Source organism: Lentilactobacillus sp. SPB1-3, assembly GCF_026913205.2.
Taxonomy (GTDB): Bacteria; Bacillota; Bacilli; order Lactobacillales; family Lactobacillaceae; genus Lentilactobacillus; species Lentilactobacillus terminaliae.
In genome coordinates this window covers 1-17,908 of sequence record NZ_CP168151.1, presented here as the reverse complement: position 1 = coordinate 17,908, position 17,908 = coordinate 1, and the positions used below count along the sequence as shown (strand labels likewise).

Here is a 17,908-nt window from a genome sequence, read left to right as displayed (position 1 = left end):
CTTTTTGTTATTTACTTAAATCAATTGACATATTTACAAAGTATAGAATGACGGCACCAATACCCATTGTGACAAACTCACCAATTCCAGTAGTTAAATATGAACTCCAGAAGGTAGGCCAAAAAGCGCTGTTACCAAAAAAGGCGATTTCAAATGCAATGATGAACATATAAAATGTTCCAATCAGTACTGAAGTAACTAACTTCAATGGTAGACTGTGCATTTTTCTAGTAACAAAGTAAATCGTTACTAAGGCAATGAATGTTTCGAATGTTCCGAAGATCATGTCGACGGGACCTAAGGACGACATCATATTGGAAATGAAGCATCCAAGAGTGATGGCAACAATATAGCGCTTATTGAATGGCACTAAATTATTTAATCCTTCGGCAAAACGGAATTGAATTGGGCCAAAACTAAAGGCTGCAAAGACAGTCGTGGTTAACACGATATAGAGTGCAGCGACAACGGCAGCTTTGACTATGTCGACTAAGCTGTCGATGCCGAAAAAATTGATCTTAGAATTCATTACTAAATTCCTTCCTTTGTTATTCAGTTATTAGTTTTACTAACCAATTAACTTTACCCTAAAACAATTCCCTGGTCAAAGCGACTAGCACTTTAGGATTCTAGAATCCAAAGGAAGATAACAAAGACGACGGCTAAAACGTACATCATCGCGTTAACTTCTTTACCACGCTTAGCAGCGATCATTGTGAGGGGATAAGTAATGAATCCAAGGGCAATTCCATCTGCAATACTGTAAGTAAATGGCATTCCAACCATAATTAGAAAGGCAGGAGCGGCAATTTCAAACTTTTCCCAGTGAACATTTTTAAGGGATTGGGCCATTAAGACTCCGACAATAATCAAGGCAGGAGCCGTAACTTGACTGGTAATCACACCTAACATTGGTGAAAAGAATGCGCCCAGAATGAACAATATTCCGACGACGATTGTTGTAAATCCTGTTCGACCACCAATAGCGATTCCAGCGGATGATTCAACAAAGGCTCCCATAGGTGAGGTTCCTAAAACTGAACCAACTAACATCGTTGAAGAATCAGCTGCCAGGGCCTTACCAACGTTCGGAATTTTGTTGTTTTTAATGAAACCGGCTTGGTCAGCAAGACCAACTAGGGTTCCAGCGGTATCGAAGAATGTAACTAATAAGAAAGTTAGTACCACGACAAATAATTGAACAGTATTAATATCACCAATATGTGTGATTGCAACTCCAAAAGTTGGTTTAAGACTTGGCATAGCTGAGACGATTTCGTGGGGCATAGGAATCATTCCAGTACCTAAACCTAGCACTGAACTTAAAATGATACCAATAAAAATTGCTCCAGGAACTTGCATACTCATTAAAATAAGTGTGACGATCAATCCGAAAATAGTGATCCAAGTTGTTCCAGATAAATTACCAAGACCAATAATCGCATCTTTTTGAGCAGTCACGATGCCACCTTCTGATAAACCAATCAGGGCGATAAAGAGACCAACTCCGCCACCGATGGCTGATTTTAGATCAGCAGGAATTGCATCGATGATCCGTTCTCTAACTTTAGTTGCAGTTAAAATTACGAAAATTAATGATGCGGCGAAAACTCCAGCCAAGGCAGTTTCCCATGGAACTTTCATTCCAATACAGACAGAATATGCAAAGAAAGCATTTTGACCAAGACTGGCAGAAATAGCGATTGGATAGTTAGCTAGAACTCCCATTACGAAACAACCAAAGGCAGATGCTAGGGCAGTCGCCGTAAAGACAGCCCCCTTATCTATACCAGATGCTCCCAGTATATTTGGATTTACGAATAAAATATATACCATTGATACAAAGGTAGTAATTCCGGCTAAAGTTTCGGTTCTGAAATTAGTATTGCGGTTTTCAAAATCGAAGAACTTGCTAATTGATGACAATAAAGACAGCTCCTTTTGATATAGTTCGGATAATTGCTAAAATAAGAACATATATATCCTATCATTTTCCTAAAGTTCGTTCAATACCGAATTATAATATATATAATGTGAAAAATCGTATTGATTTAAGCGGAAATAAAAAAGCCACCGCAAAATGCGGTGGCAAGTTATTAAATCAGAGAGTTAATTAAAGCTTTTAAATGCGTTATCAATCATGTTATATTCTTCGTTAGACAGGTGAACAGTAAGGGACTTAGCGTTGCTACGGACCTGTTCCGGACGTTTAGCTCCTGGAATAACGACTGAAATATCTGGATTCTTGATATACCATGCAAGAACGATTTGTGAAATAGTTGCATCGTGGTTATCAGCGATCGGTTGTAAACTATTGATTGAATCTTTGATGGCAGCAAATCGTTGTCCCTTGAAGTTGGGGTCTGTGGCCCGAATGTCGCCTTCCGCGAAATCAAGAGCATCATTATTTTGGTTATATTTACCAGTTAATAGTCCAGATGCCAATGGGAAGTAAGGAACAAATGAGATATCATTATCCCTTAAGTATGGGAAAAGTTCTTTTTCAGCATCTCGGTGCACAAGGCTGTATTGGTCTTCGACAACGTCGACTTGGCCATTTTTATTGGCTTCTTTAATTTGGTCGAGAGAAAAATTCGAAACTCCAATTGCTTTGATTATTCCTGCTTGTTTTAACTCATTTAACGCAGCCACTGCTTCATCTTTTGGGGTGTTATCATCAGGAAAATGAATGTAAAATATATCGATGTAGTCAGTTTGTAGTCGTTTCAAACTATCATATACGCATTGCTTTAGAAATTCAGGATCGTTAGAGATCGTTACATTACCGTCTTTAACAACTTGGGCACCCTTAGTTGCAATAGTGATTTCTGAACGTTTATAGTTTTGAATCACTTGTCCAATTAGTTCTTCTGAACGTCCTAATCCGTAAATGAATGCTGTATCTAAAAGCTTGATACCGCTATCTAAAGCACTTTTAACAGAATCGATCCCAGCCTGTTCATCAAGATTAGGGAATAAGTTATGTCCGCCCACGGCGTTGGTTCCTAATCCTAAGGGAGTGGTTTCAACATTTGATTTACCAATTTTCACATCATCAAGCATTGTGAATCCTCCTTGCCAATTAAAATCGTATTTATACAACAAATGTATGCCAAATAACTTAAAAAGTCCAAAGATTGAGGAGAAAAGATGGAAAAAGTACTCATCATAAGTCAAAATGATAATGTAACTGATATTATCAGTAAACAACTAGTTTCTGATTTCAATGTTCAGCAATTTAATGGTGATTTAAATAGTGATGCTGACTATCAAGCAGCGCTTGTCGATACATCAGTAGTTATTACGGTATTAGGGCCTTTAGATAGCGACATATATTTCGATCATTTATTTGACGCGATATTTGATGCTGGAATCCAATTGAATCATTTTGTAATGGTGACGTACTCAGGCATCGACGATGAGGTGATCGGTGGTAGAGAATATCTCGGTGTTTCTGATGTTAAGGAATTTATTAAGCAACAGCGGTATGCTGCCAAAATCGTTGATGAAGCTGAAATGCCATACACAATTATTAGGGCAGGCCGTTTGGTTGATGGATCAAATAACGAAGTTGAGTTATTTGATGAAGGTCAACCAATGCCAAACGATACTTTAAGTTATGCCAGCCTGGCTGAATTGATTTATCGGACCATTACAACACACGAACACATCAATAAATCAATTGGTGTCGTTAATACTAAAGCAGGGGGTAATCGATAGTGGCGATTAACTTAGAACCAGATAGAATCGAAGAGCTTCGACAACAGTTGTTTGAGGCTAACCGGATATCACACTTTGTGATTATTGAAGCCACAGCCAAAGTATCTGGAGCAACTACAGCAATTATCACGGATTATCAAAATTATGTGAATATGCAAGCTGAAAATGGCGATAATTTTGAGTTCAAAATTTTGCGTGATATTTTACCAATTACGGATAACTTGATTCATTGGGCAGTGGCCCAACAAGATCTTCATGACATGATGGATGATGAGTCCGATGAACGAGACGAACTGATTGATGATTTAGAGCATTATACGCAGTTAGTCATTGAAGAAAATAAACTATAAAAAATGAGGGTTCAGTGTAAGGGCTGAATCCTCATTTTTAAATTAATATCGATAATTTAACGGATTTAATTAGTGTCACTGTTTAATTTATTTATTAATCTATTGACTGCTTGACTCATGGTATTTAAATAAATAAAAAATCCCTCAGATAAAAGCATCTGAGGAATCATAATATAAATTTAGTAATTTTATGTACCGCCTGGTTGCCCAGGCGTATTTAGGAGTAGAAACTGCTAGTCTAATTTTAGATATATTGGGGGTAGATCATAAAAAATTCCGGCTTCAAGTAGAGCGTCGAAAGCTGGCAGTTTCAAACAAGATCAATGCAAGCATAAAGCTTTCATCTTACATAAATATATGGGTGCATTAGACATCCACGATTCAATAATAACCTATTTTAAATATTCTTCAATAAAAAGCCCTTAAATTATCTTATGCCGTTAAAAATTTTAAATATTCTTGTGTGTTAAGATTAAAACCATAATTGAGGAGTGAAACGAATGTCATTACAGTTTCTTTTAAACACTGCCAGCCAGGATAGTGTAGATGAAGTTATTAAATTAATAAAACAAACTCAGGACAAAAATCCTGAGGATCAATTTTTTTATTTGGTTCCTAACCATATCAAGTTTGAATCAGAAGTTCGGGTCATATCCGGACTAAGTGATTCTGATAGATTGGCCGCAGAAAGTAACGTTCAAGTGTTATCGTTTTCTCGTTTAGCATGGTTTTTTATGAGGAACACACCGGAATATCAAAAGCAACGGTTAAGTCCAGCCGGCATTAATATGCTCCTGTATCAAATCATCACAGATAATGAAAATAAATTAGTTTTGTTTAATCAAGAAGTTCATCAACCGGGATTCTTAGATCAACTTGCTAAGCAAGTCACTGAATTTCAGTCAGGTAATGTATTGCCAACTGATCTGATTCAGATACAAGAAACTCAATCCGCTAAACTACCAAATGATTTACAAGATAAATTACAAGATTTTGCGATTATTTACACAGAATTTCAACGAATCGTCGAAGAAAATTTTTTCGACAGTCATAATGGTTTAAATTTATTAAGTGATTTTTTAAATGATCCTCAAAACGATATTTCACACTATCATTTTTACATTCAGGGATTTTCTAGGTTTACTGCTCAGGAGCTCCGGTTAGTTGAAACTTTGATAAAGAAGGGTCAATCAACATTAGTAGCCCTGAATGTAGATAAACCTTACCCAGTTGAAAAGCCAGATGCAATGAATTTTTTCTATGTTCCCGGCCGGGTATTCAACCAATTGTACAAGTTTGCCAGTGAAAATAAGATTGCGTATTTGCCAGTGATAACTGCTGACAACCAGCGGGTATCAGTTGATATAAAAAAATTGGAAGATTATTGGATCGAATCATCGTCTATGAGACCCATTGATAACTCACAATTGGATGATTCAGATAGTATTCAGATTGTTCGCACTGAAAATCATTATTCCGAGCTGGATCAAGTGGGTACCAGAATTCGGCAAATGGTTGCTAGTGGCAAATACCGTTATTCAGATTTTTTAGTATTAGCAAGAAACTTAGGTAGTTACCACAATATTTTACAACCGGTGTTTGATAATTTGGAGATTCCATATTTTGAAGATATTCAAAGAGCAATGAGTGATCACGCGTTGGTCGATTTATTATCTTCATTATTTGATATTTATAAACCTAATCGAAAGCGCAATTATCGTTATGATGATGTTATGCGTTTTTTAAAGTCGGAATTGGTATTACCTGAAGTTAATGGCCAGCCGATGGATATTGATGAATATCGCGATGCGGTTTCTTTAACTGAAAACCTAGTCTTAAAGAATGGTTACGAAGATTATCGTTGGTTACAAGCAGAAGATTGGCAATATAAGTGGATCAATGATGACGATGTGCAACAAGTCTTGAGCGATAAAGATTTAGAGATCACCCGAAAGATTAATTTAATTCGAAATTTAATTAAAGATACATTACCTCCTTTTTTCAAGAAACTTTACAACGCACAAACTAACCAAGAAGCTGCTACGATTTTATTCAACTTTTTAGTATCCAGTGGCGTTGTTGATAGATTACAACAGTGGCGAGATGCGGCACTAGATGAAGGCGACGTCAATACTAGTGATGAAATCGATCAGGTCTATCGAACTTTGTGTTCGTTATTAGATGAATATGTATCAATTTTGGGAGACAAGAAATTTGATTCGGAGGAATTCTGGAATTTAATTTATTCAGGATTTGAAGGCTCAGAGTATTCAATGGTTCCTAGTACCCTTGACCAAGTGACGGTTTCTGAATCGGGTATGGTTCAAAGTAGTAACCGAAAAGTTACGTTTATCATGGGTGCAACTGACGATAATATGCCGGCAGTTTCTGATAGCGATAATCTTTTTGGTGACGATGATGTTAACCAATTGCAAAACATTTTGCCTGACGAAAAGTTTATTAGCGACCCCGCTGAGATGCAGATGGCATTTGAGCCATTTTTAAACTATTTAGCTTATTTAACACCGAGTGAACGGCTTATCTTTACTTATGCTAATGACCAAACTGCTGATGAAAATATCAAGATATCACCATATGTTAGTCGAATCGCTAAACACTTTGATGTGAAAGAACAGTTCGTTAGTGCAATTCCAAGAAATGATGAGCATACAACCAGTTATATTGGCTCCAAAAAAAGTACGCTTCATCATTTGGTGCAGGTCAGCCAAGTGGCAGCGCAAGCAGGAGAGCAACTTTCGCCAGTTTGGCAAAACATTTTGCGCTTTTTAAAAAATGATTCTCAAGTTGGCTTTTTAGTCGGCCGCTTACTAGCTAGTTTAAATTACAAGAATACTGTTACGCCACTTCATCCAGAAATCGTGACAGGACTTTACGGTAATTCATTGAACATCTCGATCTCTCAACTAGAATCATTCTATAAGAATCCCTATGAGTACTTTTTACAATATGGATTGAAACTTCATGAACGGGATGAATTTGATTTATCTGCTGCCTCTACTGGTCAGTTTTTCCATGAAGCACTGGATGAATTGCTCAAGTTAATTCAACAACAAAGGATTGATTTACAGAGCCTGGATGACCAAGCCATTCATGAAATGGTGAATGAAGTGACACAAAAAATAGTTGAAGATCCAAATAATTTTTCGTTTGTTGTTCTCCAAAGTTCAAATCGAATGAAATACATTACCAGTCAATTGCAAAAGGCTATCCAACAGATGATTCAAGTCACAAGAGATCAGCAAAAGCGTACTAAGATACGGCCTAAAAAGACTGAATTGATTTTCGGCCAACCAGGACAGGGAAATTTAGACGGTTTACATTATGACTTGAATGATGGCAAAGATATTCTAGTTCGTGGTCGAATAGATCGTATTGATGAAATGGAAATCAATGGGAAGCAGTATTTTTCAGTTATCGATTACAAGTCATCTGATAGAAAATTTGAAATTCCCAAAGCGTACGTAGGTGTATCCATGCAGTTACTAACTTATCTGGATGTCGTGCGGCAAAATCTTGATTCGCTATCAACTGATGATATTGCTCAGATTGCTGGAGCTTTATATTTGCATATCAAAGACTCCAAGTTCAGCCAAAATGATTTGCAAAAGGTAACTGGTGATGTAGAAAAGCAGTTGCTGATCGATCATGCGTTCAAGGGAATCTTAGTTAAAGATCCTGATTTGTTGACTGAGATTGATCAAACATTTAGTCAGGGTGAGAGAAAATCATTATTCTTACCGATACAGTTGAATAAAGATAATACTCCATCTAAACGAAGTGATTCATTAATTGAGCCTCAATTGTTAGATAAATTTTTGGAACATAATGAACAGTTAATTAGAGATGCTGGTAGACGGATATTGACTGGGGATGTTTCGCTTAACCCAGTTAAGATGACTGACATGTCCGCAATGCAATTTACACCATATAAATCAATTATGAATTTTGATCCATTACTTCCAGAAAATAACTATCGAAATATCACGATCAAAAAGGACGAAGTATTTAAGCGATTGAAGGAGGAAGACGATTAATGGATTACACTCCTAATCAAAAAAAAGCGATTAATGATGAGGTTCAGGGAAACATTTTAGTTTCAGCTTCAGCAGGTTCAGGTAAAACTAGGGTTTTGGTTGATCGAATTATTAATCTTGTGGAAAACCGTGGCGTAGATGTTAATCAATTATTGGTGGTTACTTTTACCCACGCTGCGGCCAAAGAAATGAAGGAACGTCTCACAAATTCCTTACGACAGAAATATTCTAAAGAACAAGATCGCACAAAAAAGCAACGATTGCTGCAACAATTGCAAAAAATTCCGGTTGCCGATATCACGACGATGGACGCATATTGTCAAAAGTTAGTGACAAGATATTACTATTTATTGGGCATTGATCCTAACTTTCGTATTTTAGCCGACAGAACGGAAATGGCGTTATTACGGGATCAAGTATGGTCTGATGTTCGAGAGGAACTTTACACTAATGATGACGACGGTACTTTTGCAGATTTAACTGAAAATTTTAGTAATGACAGATCTGATGATGGTCTAACAGAAATTATTTATAAGATGAATGATTTCGCAAACGTTAATGATAATCCAGAGAAATGGTTGCGTAGCGCCGCTGATTTTTACGACGTGGATCCTGCAGTCGGTTTAGCTGGCAGTGACTTTTATCAAAACTATGTCTTGCCTGAAATTACTAACACGCTGACTAACATGAAAATGAATGTCGACTTAGCCATCAAATATTCCCAGATAGGTGATAATAGCAAGGATGAGGATACTTTTGCTGGATTAAGCACTTCACTTCAGCATCTGATAGATATTGCCGGCCAGTCTAGTTTCGATGAATATCGTAAAGCGATTAAGGAGTTTCCAATTCCTAATTTACCTACGATTTCTCGAAAGGCTGATGAGGAACAAAAACGATACCATACCCAATCCGGAAAAATCAAAACTGATTTAAAGAAGCAGATAACTGGTATTGCCACCAATTACTTCGTTAATGATGAAGCGACTAACATTGATGTTATGCAAAAATCAAAGACGAGAATTCAAAAATTAATCGAAGTAGTTTTTGAATTCCGAAGTGCATATGCGGAAGCTAAGCAAAAGCGTCATTTGATGGAATTCATTGATATTGAGCAGTCGGCTTATAAAATGCTGACACTGGATACTTCTCAGGCCAAAGAAATTCAACAAAAGATTCGTGGGCAATACTATGAAATCATGGTTGATGAGTATCAGGACAATAACCGTTTACAGGATGCTATCTTGAATCAAATCGCGACTGTTGATCCACAAAATCGGTTTATGGTTGGCGACGTTAAACAGTCGATTTACAAGTTTAGATTGGCAGATCCAACCATGTTTGTAGAAAAACAAACTAATTATGATGCCGCTGATAATAATCATGAACTGATTAACCTTGCTGAGAATTTCAGATCAGTAGCAAATGTTGATAATTTTACTAATCTGATTTTTGAACAGATTATGGATACCAGTTTTGGCGATATTGATTATGCAAATCAGGCAAAGCTAAAATATGGTGCAAAGTACTATCCAGAAGATTTAGACACTCCGATTGAAGTGCTACTTTACAACGTTCAGGATTCAACGAATTTTGAAAGTGATGACAACGATTTTCAAGCTGACGGTGTCGAAGCTGGTCAATCAGAATTGATCGCACAAAAAATCCATCAAATGGTTGCTGAAAAAACAGAGATTTATGATAAGGATCTCCAGCAACTACGACCAGTTAAGTATGGTGATTTTGCGGTGATCTCGCCGACCCATACTAATGAATTAGTGTTAGCAGATTCTTTTTCAAGATATGATATTCCGGCAGAAGTAAATGGAGCTGAAAATTACTTTAAGACTACCGAAATACAAGTAATGATGTCGCTATTATCAATCATTGATAATCCATATCAAGATATCCCGTTAGTTTCGGTTCTTCGTTCGCCAATTGTCGGGCTTAATGAAAATGAGTTGGCGTTTTTAAGAATCAATCAAAAAACCGGCGATTATTATTCCGCTTTGCGTAATTTTTATGATAACTATGATTATGCGGAACCTTCAGAGTATGCCAAGAATATCTATCCAAAGGTTGATAAATTACTCAAGCAACTTCGGATGTTTAGAGAGACAGCTCAGAAGGAAGGAATCGTTGCACTAATCTGGCAAATTTATAATGAAACTGGCTTCCTTGATTATGTTGGTGGGATGCCAGCTGGATATCAGCGGCAAGTTAATTTGCATGCCTTGTATGAAAGAGCAGAAGACTATGAAAAGAATGGCTTTAAGGGCCTGTTCCAGTTTGTGCTCTTTGTAAAACGAATGCAGAATAGGGATGAAGACTTAGCTACTACTAATCCTTCAACAACTGAAAATGCAGTCCACGTCATGACTATTCATGGAAGCAAAGGACTACAATTTCCGATCGTTTTTGTTGATGATATTTCTAAACGTTTCAATAATCAAGATTTAAAAGGGACGTATGTGCTTAACGATAAGTTAGGAATTGGCATTACCTACCTGCAGAATGATACTCGTGAGTTATTCGAACCACTTCAAAAGCGAGCTTTGTATGATCTAACCAAAAATGCCAGTTTAGGTGAAGAAATGAGAAAGCTGTATGTTGCTCTAACAAGAGCCGAGCAACAGCTGTACTTAGTTGGAAACGTTAAGAAGGTTGAGGATGGAGCTGATTTAGTTGATAAATGGTTAGCTAAGGCTTCTGATGACTCATTAGTACTATCGGTAGCCGCTCGTAATCAGGCTAATGCATTTATTGATTGGATTGGTCCAGCGATAGCTCGTCATCCTAATATTTCTGAGCAATTTGGTACTGAAAAAGATCATAAATTCTTAATTAGCGATGACTCTCGATTTAAGATGGAATTGATTGATGATACCCAAGTTTCAGAATATGGCAAATCAGTCAATATTAAACCTTTAGAGGATGATTCATGGATCAAAAATACCTTGGATCAAGTGGAGCAGGATACTGGACCAATTAATCAAGATGTTACGGACATTTTGACTTATCAGTACCCGTACCATTCAGCAGTGGTAACTACGGCTTATCAATCCGTTTCAGAAATTAAGCGAGTATTTGAGGATCCAGATAATTTGGAAATGATGAATAATCCAGTATTGGATGTTGATAAAGTCGGGGCTAATCGACTGGTTCAATCCCAAATGCCAACGCCTAAGTTTATGGTGAGTGAAAGCAAGCCAGCACCAACTGATATTGGAACGGCAACCCATCTGTTATTGCAACAGGTTGATCTACATGTGCAGCCGGACGAGACAGAACTTGCTGGACTTTTGGACCAATTGGTTTCCCAAGGGGCAATTGATTCCAGAATTGCGCCACTTATCGATCTTGCTAAAGTTGCCCAGTTCTTTAATTCTGACTTAGGTCAACTGGTTTTGAAATATCCAGATGTAATTAAACGTGAGTCACCTTTTTCACTCTTAATTAAGGCTGGGGAAGTTTTCCCCGGATTTGAAAACGATCAAGAACAACGATTACTGATTCATGGAATTATTGACGGATATGTAGTAGTTGATGATGAGGTTTATTTGTTTGATTATAAAACCGACAAACTAACTCCTAAGACTGGTATTGAGGATATTAAAAACAGATATCGCGGCCAAATTAATTTGTACGCATTGGCGTTGAGTGAGATTATTCATTTACCTGTGACTCATAAATACCTTTATTTATTAGATAGTAATCAATCAGTAGTAATTGAATAATTGGTTAAGCTTACTGGGAGGTTGCTTGTTAAGATGATAGAATGTTGTAAGATAGTTTTTATTAAAGTAAAAAATGGAGAAATCATGAAAAAAATTGTTCAACTATTGATGGTTTCATTAACTGTCGTTGGATTGTCAGCATGTGGCAATAACAATGCAAATTCTCAAAAGAAACCTGCCCAACAAACAACAACTAAGAAGACAACTAGTAAACCAACGCCAATCAATTGGCGTAAACCTTCAGAATCTAAACCATATCCTAAAATAACTGCTCAAAATGGCCGTTATTTGTATGTATCGATCGCTAACCAACGAGTATATGTGTTAAGTCCTCAAAAGAAGGTCTTATATACAATGAATGCCTCAACAGGTAAAGATAACTCTACTCCACGGGGAACGTTCCATATTCAACAAGAGCGCGGACACTTCTTTTATAATCAAGAATCCAAAGAAGGTGCCAAATATTGGACTTCCTTTAAGGATCATGGAATTTATTTATTCCATACCGTTCCAACGGATGCTCATGGAACCTATATTCCGTCTGAAGCTAAACAGTTGGGTAAATCTGCCAATTCCCATGGATGTGTCAGGTTAGCGATTCCAGATGCTAAGTGGATCAATGGTCATGTTCCATTCGGGACTAAAGTGGTAATCAACTAGGAGGATTAAAACAGTGAAATTTAATACTTTATTGGTTCGTGGTGGTAATGTTAATGACAATAATACTGGAGCCGTTAATGTTCCTGTTTATAATTCATCGACGTATCGCTATCCCAAATTAGGTGCAGAGGTTGAATATGATTATGAACGGTCAGGTAATCCAACCCGTAATTCAGTGGAAACACTGTGTGCGGATCTAGAAAATGGCGATCGTGGATTCGCGTTTTCAAGCGGAATGGCAGCCATTCATGCAGCATTATCGATTTTTAAACCTGGTGATCACGTCATAATTGGTGACAATATTTATGGTGGTACATTTAGATTAGTTAATGATTTCTTAAAGCCAATGGGAATTAAATTCTCAGAAGTTGATACCAGAGATATTGATGCAGTCAGTGCTGCTATTACCCCCGATACCAAGGCAATTTATTTTGAAACAGTAACTAATCCGTTACTACATGTTTCTAGTGTTAAGAGGATTTCAGAAGTCGCAAAAAAACACGATTTGTTAGTAATTGTTGATAACACATTCTTATCACCATACCTGCAACAACCACTCGATTTGGGAGCTGATATGGTAGTTCATTCAGCAACCAAATATCTTAGTGGACATTCAGATATTATGGCTGGAATCGTGGTTACTAAGGGTAAAGAGTTGGGTGAAAGAGTCTATCTAACTCAAAATGCTGTTGGTGCCGTATTAGCCCCTCAGGAAGCTAGCATCTTAAGACGAGGAATTCAGACATTAAATATCAGAATGGATCGTCATCTTGAAAATACTCAAAAAATTATCGAGTATTTACAAGCTAATCCTAAGGTAGCTAAAATTAATTATCCGACCATCGACGAAACATCTTCGGAATATGAAATCACCAAGAATGAGACCAAAGGTGCCGGTGGTGTATTGTCCTTTGAATTACAACCTGGTTTGGACGCAAGAGAATTCGTGAACAACTTAAATCTATTTGTTCTAGCAGTTTCTTTAGGAGCCGCTGAAAGCTTGGTTGAAGTTCCGGCATTTATGTCACATTTTGAAATTCCTAAGCCCGAAAGATTAAAGATGGGTATTAAGGATGAATTGATCAGATTATCAATCGGATTAGAAGACATTAGTGATTTAACTAGTGACCTAGATAATGCATTTGCCAAAATTTAAAATAGTATAGAAAAAACGCCTTAGTGAATTGTCATGTTATTCGCTAAGGCGTTTTTTAGAGTATAAACAAAAAAGCTCTCAAACCACTTGATTATCAAGCAATTGGAGAACTCACTTTTAAGACACATTAATTAAAAATGTTATGATGGTTATCATTATTAGGGCAATTAAGCCGACGCCTACTGAAGCTCGGGTCCATAATTTACCATTTAAATGATTGAGAACAAAAAATAATACTACTAAGAAAACTAAGCCAATAATGTACATCGTAAGTAATGCGGTTTGGACACTTGTATCTTGTGACAGCATAGCTATTACCCCCGTTTATTACCTGTATTGTACAAAATTAAGCTAGGTTACTCAATAATTAGTTGATATGCATATCGAGGAGATGCTTCGCCTTCCTCTTCTTCCATATGAATGATGCCACGCTTTTCAAACCCGTTAGTAGTGATGACGTGTTGCATACCAAGATTTTCGGGATGAGTATCGATTCGAATGTCTTTATAACCGAGTACACTAGAAATGGTAATTAAACCAGTCATCATTTTCTCGGAAAGGTGTTGTCCACGGAAATCTGATGACATGGCAATTCGGTGAATAGAAGTATATCGACCATTAACACCATTGATCCATTCACCATCGTGAATCTTTAAGTAACTCACGTCTAATCCCTGATGAAGGGCAGCGGTCGCCGCAATTTTACCGTCTATAATTAAGACGTAAGTGATGCCAAACTTAACATCGTTCTCTAAATCTTCATCGGTTGGATAACCGGTTTGCCATTGATCGATTCCTTGTTTGTTTAAGTACTCTTTTGCTTCGGTGATAATTTTTTTGATTTCTGGTAAGTCTTCGTTAGTTGCTTGCCGTAAATAAGTTGCTGCCATTTGTAAACACCTCTTTAGTAAAAATCTAATCTAGATGATTAGTAAAAACACAGCTGTGAATTATAGAACAATTATCAACTAACTTCAACACCAAATCACAAAAAAATCGAAACAGTTAACTGTTTCGATTTAAGTATATACATATATAGTAATATCTACTTGGTTTAGTCTACTTGTCGTCATTGTCGTCCATTACGTCGTTAGCTTTTTTTGAGGCTTTTTCTTTAGCATCCTCAAGTTTGTCTTTGGCCTTACCGGCAGCATTTTGAAGTTTACCTTTTAATTCTAATTCCTCATTACCAGTAACTTTTCCTGTACCTTCTTTGATCTTACCTTTTACTTGATCACTCTTACTGTCTAAACTCATAAATAGTCCTCCCTTCTTTTGCTTATCATTATCATAAATGAAATGAAGGAGCAGGGTCAAAATTAAAGTTTGCAAATAAAATGACTGTTCTAAATGATTGAATGGTATTATTTAATTAACATTACATAGGGGATTAAAAGAATGAGTAAATACGATATGTATGGGAAGAAAATTTTAAAAAATATTGGCATATTTACTTCACGAATATTTGGAGAGAATTCATATGCTAAGGCACAAATTTTCGATGAGCGGGTTAGCCGAAGTCATGTAGTAGCCGGAATTCAGAAATTAGTTAATGGGATGGCTATGGCCGACTTTAAAATGTCTACATCAGCCCAATTAGGATACGTCGCGGCATTGGCTGATATTCAGGGGCTTAGCTTTACTCAATTTTACTTTGTGTCTTTGTGGGTGACTGGTAATGATGATGATATCGTCGTTAATCGCGCCGTCGGTGATAATTTTGCCTATAGTATTCAAGAAGTCGAGGACAGTCGTAAGTTTACTTTGGGATATCAAACTGCCTTGGTTCATTTTATGAATGCGTTTATTGGTGATAATGGAATCGTCAATCAAATTATTTCTAAGATTCATGAACAATCCGATAAAGGGTTCGCTGATGAATGGTTTATGGACGTTGCTACTAAGTTGCCGGATATCAATCCGAAATTGTTATTAAGTCAATTAAATTTAAATATGAAACAAGTGCATGATATCGTCACGGTTTTGTTTGATGAAATTACTGATGACAAATTGTTGATTAGTAAGTATGCAAAGGCCGACATTGTTATCAAACAAAATGAGGTGAGTGATTTTCTTTCAGAAGTTACTTTATCTAGTGAAGAATTGGATCAGTTTGATTATATGGATGTCTATCATACTATTAATCATTTTACCGATGACCAATTAGTGCCAATGATTAATCTATTGGCAACTGGCGTTATGCAATGGTTCCTAACGAATGTAATCAATCAAGACAATATTAATTTGCTCGGGTTGCCTAAATCTGATGCAATCAAAATTAAAAGGTACATTGATGCGCCTGAGTCGATTGATCAATTCTTTATTGAAATGAGGATGTTTGATTTAAGTAGATATAGTGAGTCTAGAAGTACGACGCATGATAATTATCAGCGAAAATACTCACTAGAATTAAATGACAATGACATTTTGCTAGACAAATATAGCGAACCTCTTCGGATTAACTATGGAGTGTTTAATTTGATTTACCAAGAGCTAATTGAAATATTGATCAATCAGTCATTATTGCCAATCGTCCAACTAAAAGATAAGTTACTGAACGCAATTGGGTTAGATCAATATGAAGTAGATGACGAAGCAAATACTTCTTTGAGACAAGTCACATTAGAAAGTCGTTCGGAGCACGTTGTTCAGAAATTAATCGAAAATGTTAGTAAGTTGGCAGAAATTGGTCGCCAAGATAGGTTGTCACTTACCAATGCTCGTTCATTAAGTTCTTTCATGAAGAATTTGGCTGGTGGCGACAGAGTTAAGTTCAATTATGGTATTGATAAAATTAATCGGCCCACTAGTAAAGTTCTTTATTGGGTATATCAGAGTAGTTTTATTAATGAACTGGAAAGCAATGAATCTGCGGAGCTGTCATAAAAAAATCACCATTGCCAAACGGCAACGGTGATTTTTTATTAGTTTTAAACGGCCTTGATCGCAATAGCTGCTCCCATGCCACCCCCCATACATAGAGAGGCAATACCATAAGTTTTATTTTCTCTATGAAGGTTATTAATTAGGGTTGTGATAATTCTGGCGCCTGAATCTCCGAGGGGATGTCCAAGTGCGAGTGCTCCACCGGAGATATTTAATTTATTATCGGGGATTTGTAGATCACGACTGACCGCAATTGATTGTGATGCGAAGGCTTCATTAATTTCAAATAGGTCAATGTCAGAGATAGTCATCTTTAGTTTCTCTAATAGATTAGAAATTGCGTAGTATGGTGCGTAACCCATAATTTGTGGATCGATGCCGACTTCACTGTAGCCAATGATTTCAGCAATTGGATTTAGGTGGTTTTCTTTAATTGATTCTTCTGAGGAAACAAGAAGCGCACTTGCTCCATCATTAATAGGTGCTGAGTTACCAGCGGTCACTGTGCCATTTTCAATGAACGACGGTTTTAATTTAGCTAACTTTTCAAGATTCGTATCAAAACGGATTCCTTCATCTTGAATCAATGTTGTGTTACCAGATGTTATTGGAATAATCTCGTTATTAAAATATCCAGACGTAGTGGCAAGTGAGGCTTTTTTGTGAGAGTTTAGAGAGTATTCGTCTTGTTCCTGACGAGTAACGTTAAATTGATCTGCAACGTTTTCTGCTGTAACTCCCATTGACTTGTGAGAGAATGCATCGGTTAATCCATCGTACTCCAGACCATCTATAAGATTGATTGAACCAAATTTGCTTCCGAACCTTACGTTACGGTTGTAAAATGGCGCATTGGACATACTTTCGGTTCCACCAGCGATAATGTTTTGGGCTTCATTCAATTGGATGGCTGAGTATGCTTGATGAATAGCCTTCATGCCGGAACCACATACTTGATTGACCGTGAAAGCAGTTTTGCTATTAGGAATACTACTATTGATTTCAATTTGTCTTGCGATGTTTTGACCGTTTCCAGCTTGAACAGCATTTCCAAAAATCACTTGGTCGATCTGATTAGGTTTAATGGATAATGATTTGATGACTTCTTTTGTTGCGATAGTGCCAAGTTGTTCGGCAGAATAACCGCTCAGACTTCCCCCAAATTTTCCGATAGGGGTCCGTTTAGCTTCAATAATGTATGATTTTGTCAAAGCAATACTCCTTTTCAGTTAATGCATCGTATAGTATACATACAATGAAAGAAAATGTGTTAAAATGAGTTCAAGCTTATAGGGATTGCAACCTTTTTTGATTAATTCTTAAAAGTCCTTGACCGACGTTGTC

At 36.8% G+C, this 17,908-nt stretch carries 13 protein-coding genes; 7 read left to right on the top strand and 6 right to left on the bottom strand.

Annotation, left to right across the window (positions count from 1 at the left end):
* Positions 1-7 precede the first annotated feature (7 nt).
* The 3 genes from O0236_RS00065 to O0236_RS00055 form a co-directional block, all read right to left on the bottom strand.
* Positions 8-529 (bottom strand): QueT transporter family protein, encoded by a 522-nt coding sequence (locus O0236_RS00065; RefSeq protein ID WP_268912143.1) that lies wholly within the window; start codon positions 527-529, stop codon positions 8-10.
* Between the two features lie 92 nt (positions 530-621).
* Positions 622-1,926 (bottom strand): NCS2 family permease, encoded by a 1,305-nt coding sequence (locus O0236_RS00060; RefSeq protein WP_329608893.1) that lies wholly within the window; start codon positions 1,924-1,926, stop codon positions 622-624.
* Between the two features lie 183 nt (positions 1,927-2,109).
* A complete protein-coding gene (locus tag O0236_RS00055; protein WP_268912142.1) occupies positions 2,110-3,063 on the bottom strand; it encodes an aldo/keto reductase in 954 nt (317 codons plus the stop codon).
* 87 nt (positions 3,064-3,150) lie between these two features.
* On the opposite strand from O0236_RS00055, the gene O0236_RS00050 reads away from it, so the two are divergent.
* The 6 genes from O0236_RS00050 (at position 3,151) to O0236_RS00025 (ending at position 13,678) form a co-directional block, all read left to right on the top strand.
* Positions 3,151-3,720, top strand: coding sequence for an NAD(P)-binding oxidoreductase (locus O0236_RS00050; RefSeq protein ID WP_268912141.1), 570 nt, complete (start codon positions 3,151-3,153; stop codon positions 3,718-3,720).
* The gene (locus O0236_RS00045) at positions 3,720-4,070 is read left to right on the top strand and encodes a hypothetical protein (RefSeq protein ID WP_268912140.1); all 351 of its coding nucleotides are present in this window, start codon (positions 3,720-3,722) and stop codon (positions 4,068-4,070) included. The genes O0236_RS00050 and O0236_RS00045 overlap by 1 nt, the downstream gene beginning before the upstream one ends.
* A gap of 500 nt (positions 4,071-4,570) precedes the next feature.
* On the top strand, positions 4,571-8,125 hold the full coding sequence (locus O0236_RS00040) for a PD-(D/E)XK nuclease family protein (RefSeq protein WP_268912139.1): 3,555 nt from the start codon (positions 4,571-4,573) through the stop codon (positions 8,123-8,125).
* Complete coding sequence (addA, locus tag O0236_RS00035) at positions 8,125-11,862, top strand: helicase-exonuclease AddAB subunit AddA (RefSeq protein WP_268912138.1); 3,738 nt, start codon at positions 8,125-8,127, stop codon at positions 11,860-11,862. Before O0236_RS00040 ends, addA begins: the two co-directional genes overlap by 1 nt.
* Before the next feature lie 84 nt (positions 11,863-11,946).
* The gene (locus O0236_RS00030; RefSeq protein ID WP_268912137.1) at positions 11,947-12,522 is read left to right on the top strand and encodes a L,D-transpeptidase; all 576 of its coding nucleotides are present in this window, start codon (positions 11,947-11,949) and stop codon (positions 12,520-12,522) included.
* Between the two features lie 13 nt (positions 12,523-12,535).
* Positions 12,536-13,678 carry a trans-sulfuration enzyme family protein gene (locus tag O0236_RS00025; RefSeq protein ID WP_268912136.1) on the top strand — a complete coding sequence of 381 codons (1,143 nt, stop codon included), beginning with the start codon at positions 12,536-12,538 and terminating at the stop codon, positions 13,676-13,678.
* 356 nt (positions 13,679-14,034) lie between these two features.
* Here O0236_RS00025 and O0236_RS00020 read toward each other — a convergent pair whose 3' ends face one another.
* Together O0236_RS00020 and O0236_RS00015 are read right to left on the bottom strand one after the other, a co-directional pair.
* Positions 14,035-14,568 carry a GNAT family N-acetyltransferase gene (locus tag O0236_RS00020; RefSeq protein WP_268912135.1) on the bottom strand — a complete coding sequence of 178 codons (534 nt, stop codon included), beginning with the start codon at positions 14,566-14,568 and terminating at the stop codon, positions 14,035-14,037.
* Between the two features lie 169 nt (positions 14,569-14,737).
* Positions 14,738-14,935, bottom strand: a complete 198-nt coding sequence (locus O0236_RS00015) for a CsbD family protein (protein ID WP_268912134.1) — start codon at positions 14,933-14,935, stop codon at positions 14,738-14,740.
* 141 nt (positions 14,936-15,076) lie between these two features.
* On the opposite strand from O0236_RS00015, the gene O0236_RS00010 reads away from it, so the two are divergent.
* Positions 15,077-16,564, top strand: coding sequence for a hypothetical protein (locus O0236_RS00010; RefSeq protein WP_268912133.1), 1,488 nt, complete (start codon positions 15,077-15,079; stop codon positions 16,562-16,564).
* Between the two features lie 44 nt (positions 16,565-16,608).
* Here O0236_RS00010 and O0236_RS00005 read toward each other — a convergent pair whose 3' ends face one another.
* A complete protein-coding gene (locus O0236_RS00005) occupies positions 16,609-17,775 on the bottom strand; it encodes a thiolase family protein (protein WP_268912132.1) in 1,167 nt (388 codons plus the stop codon).
* Positions 17,776-17,908 lie beyond the last annotated feature (133 nt).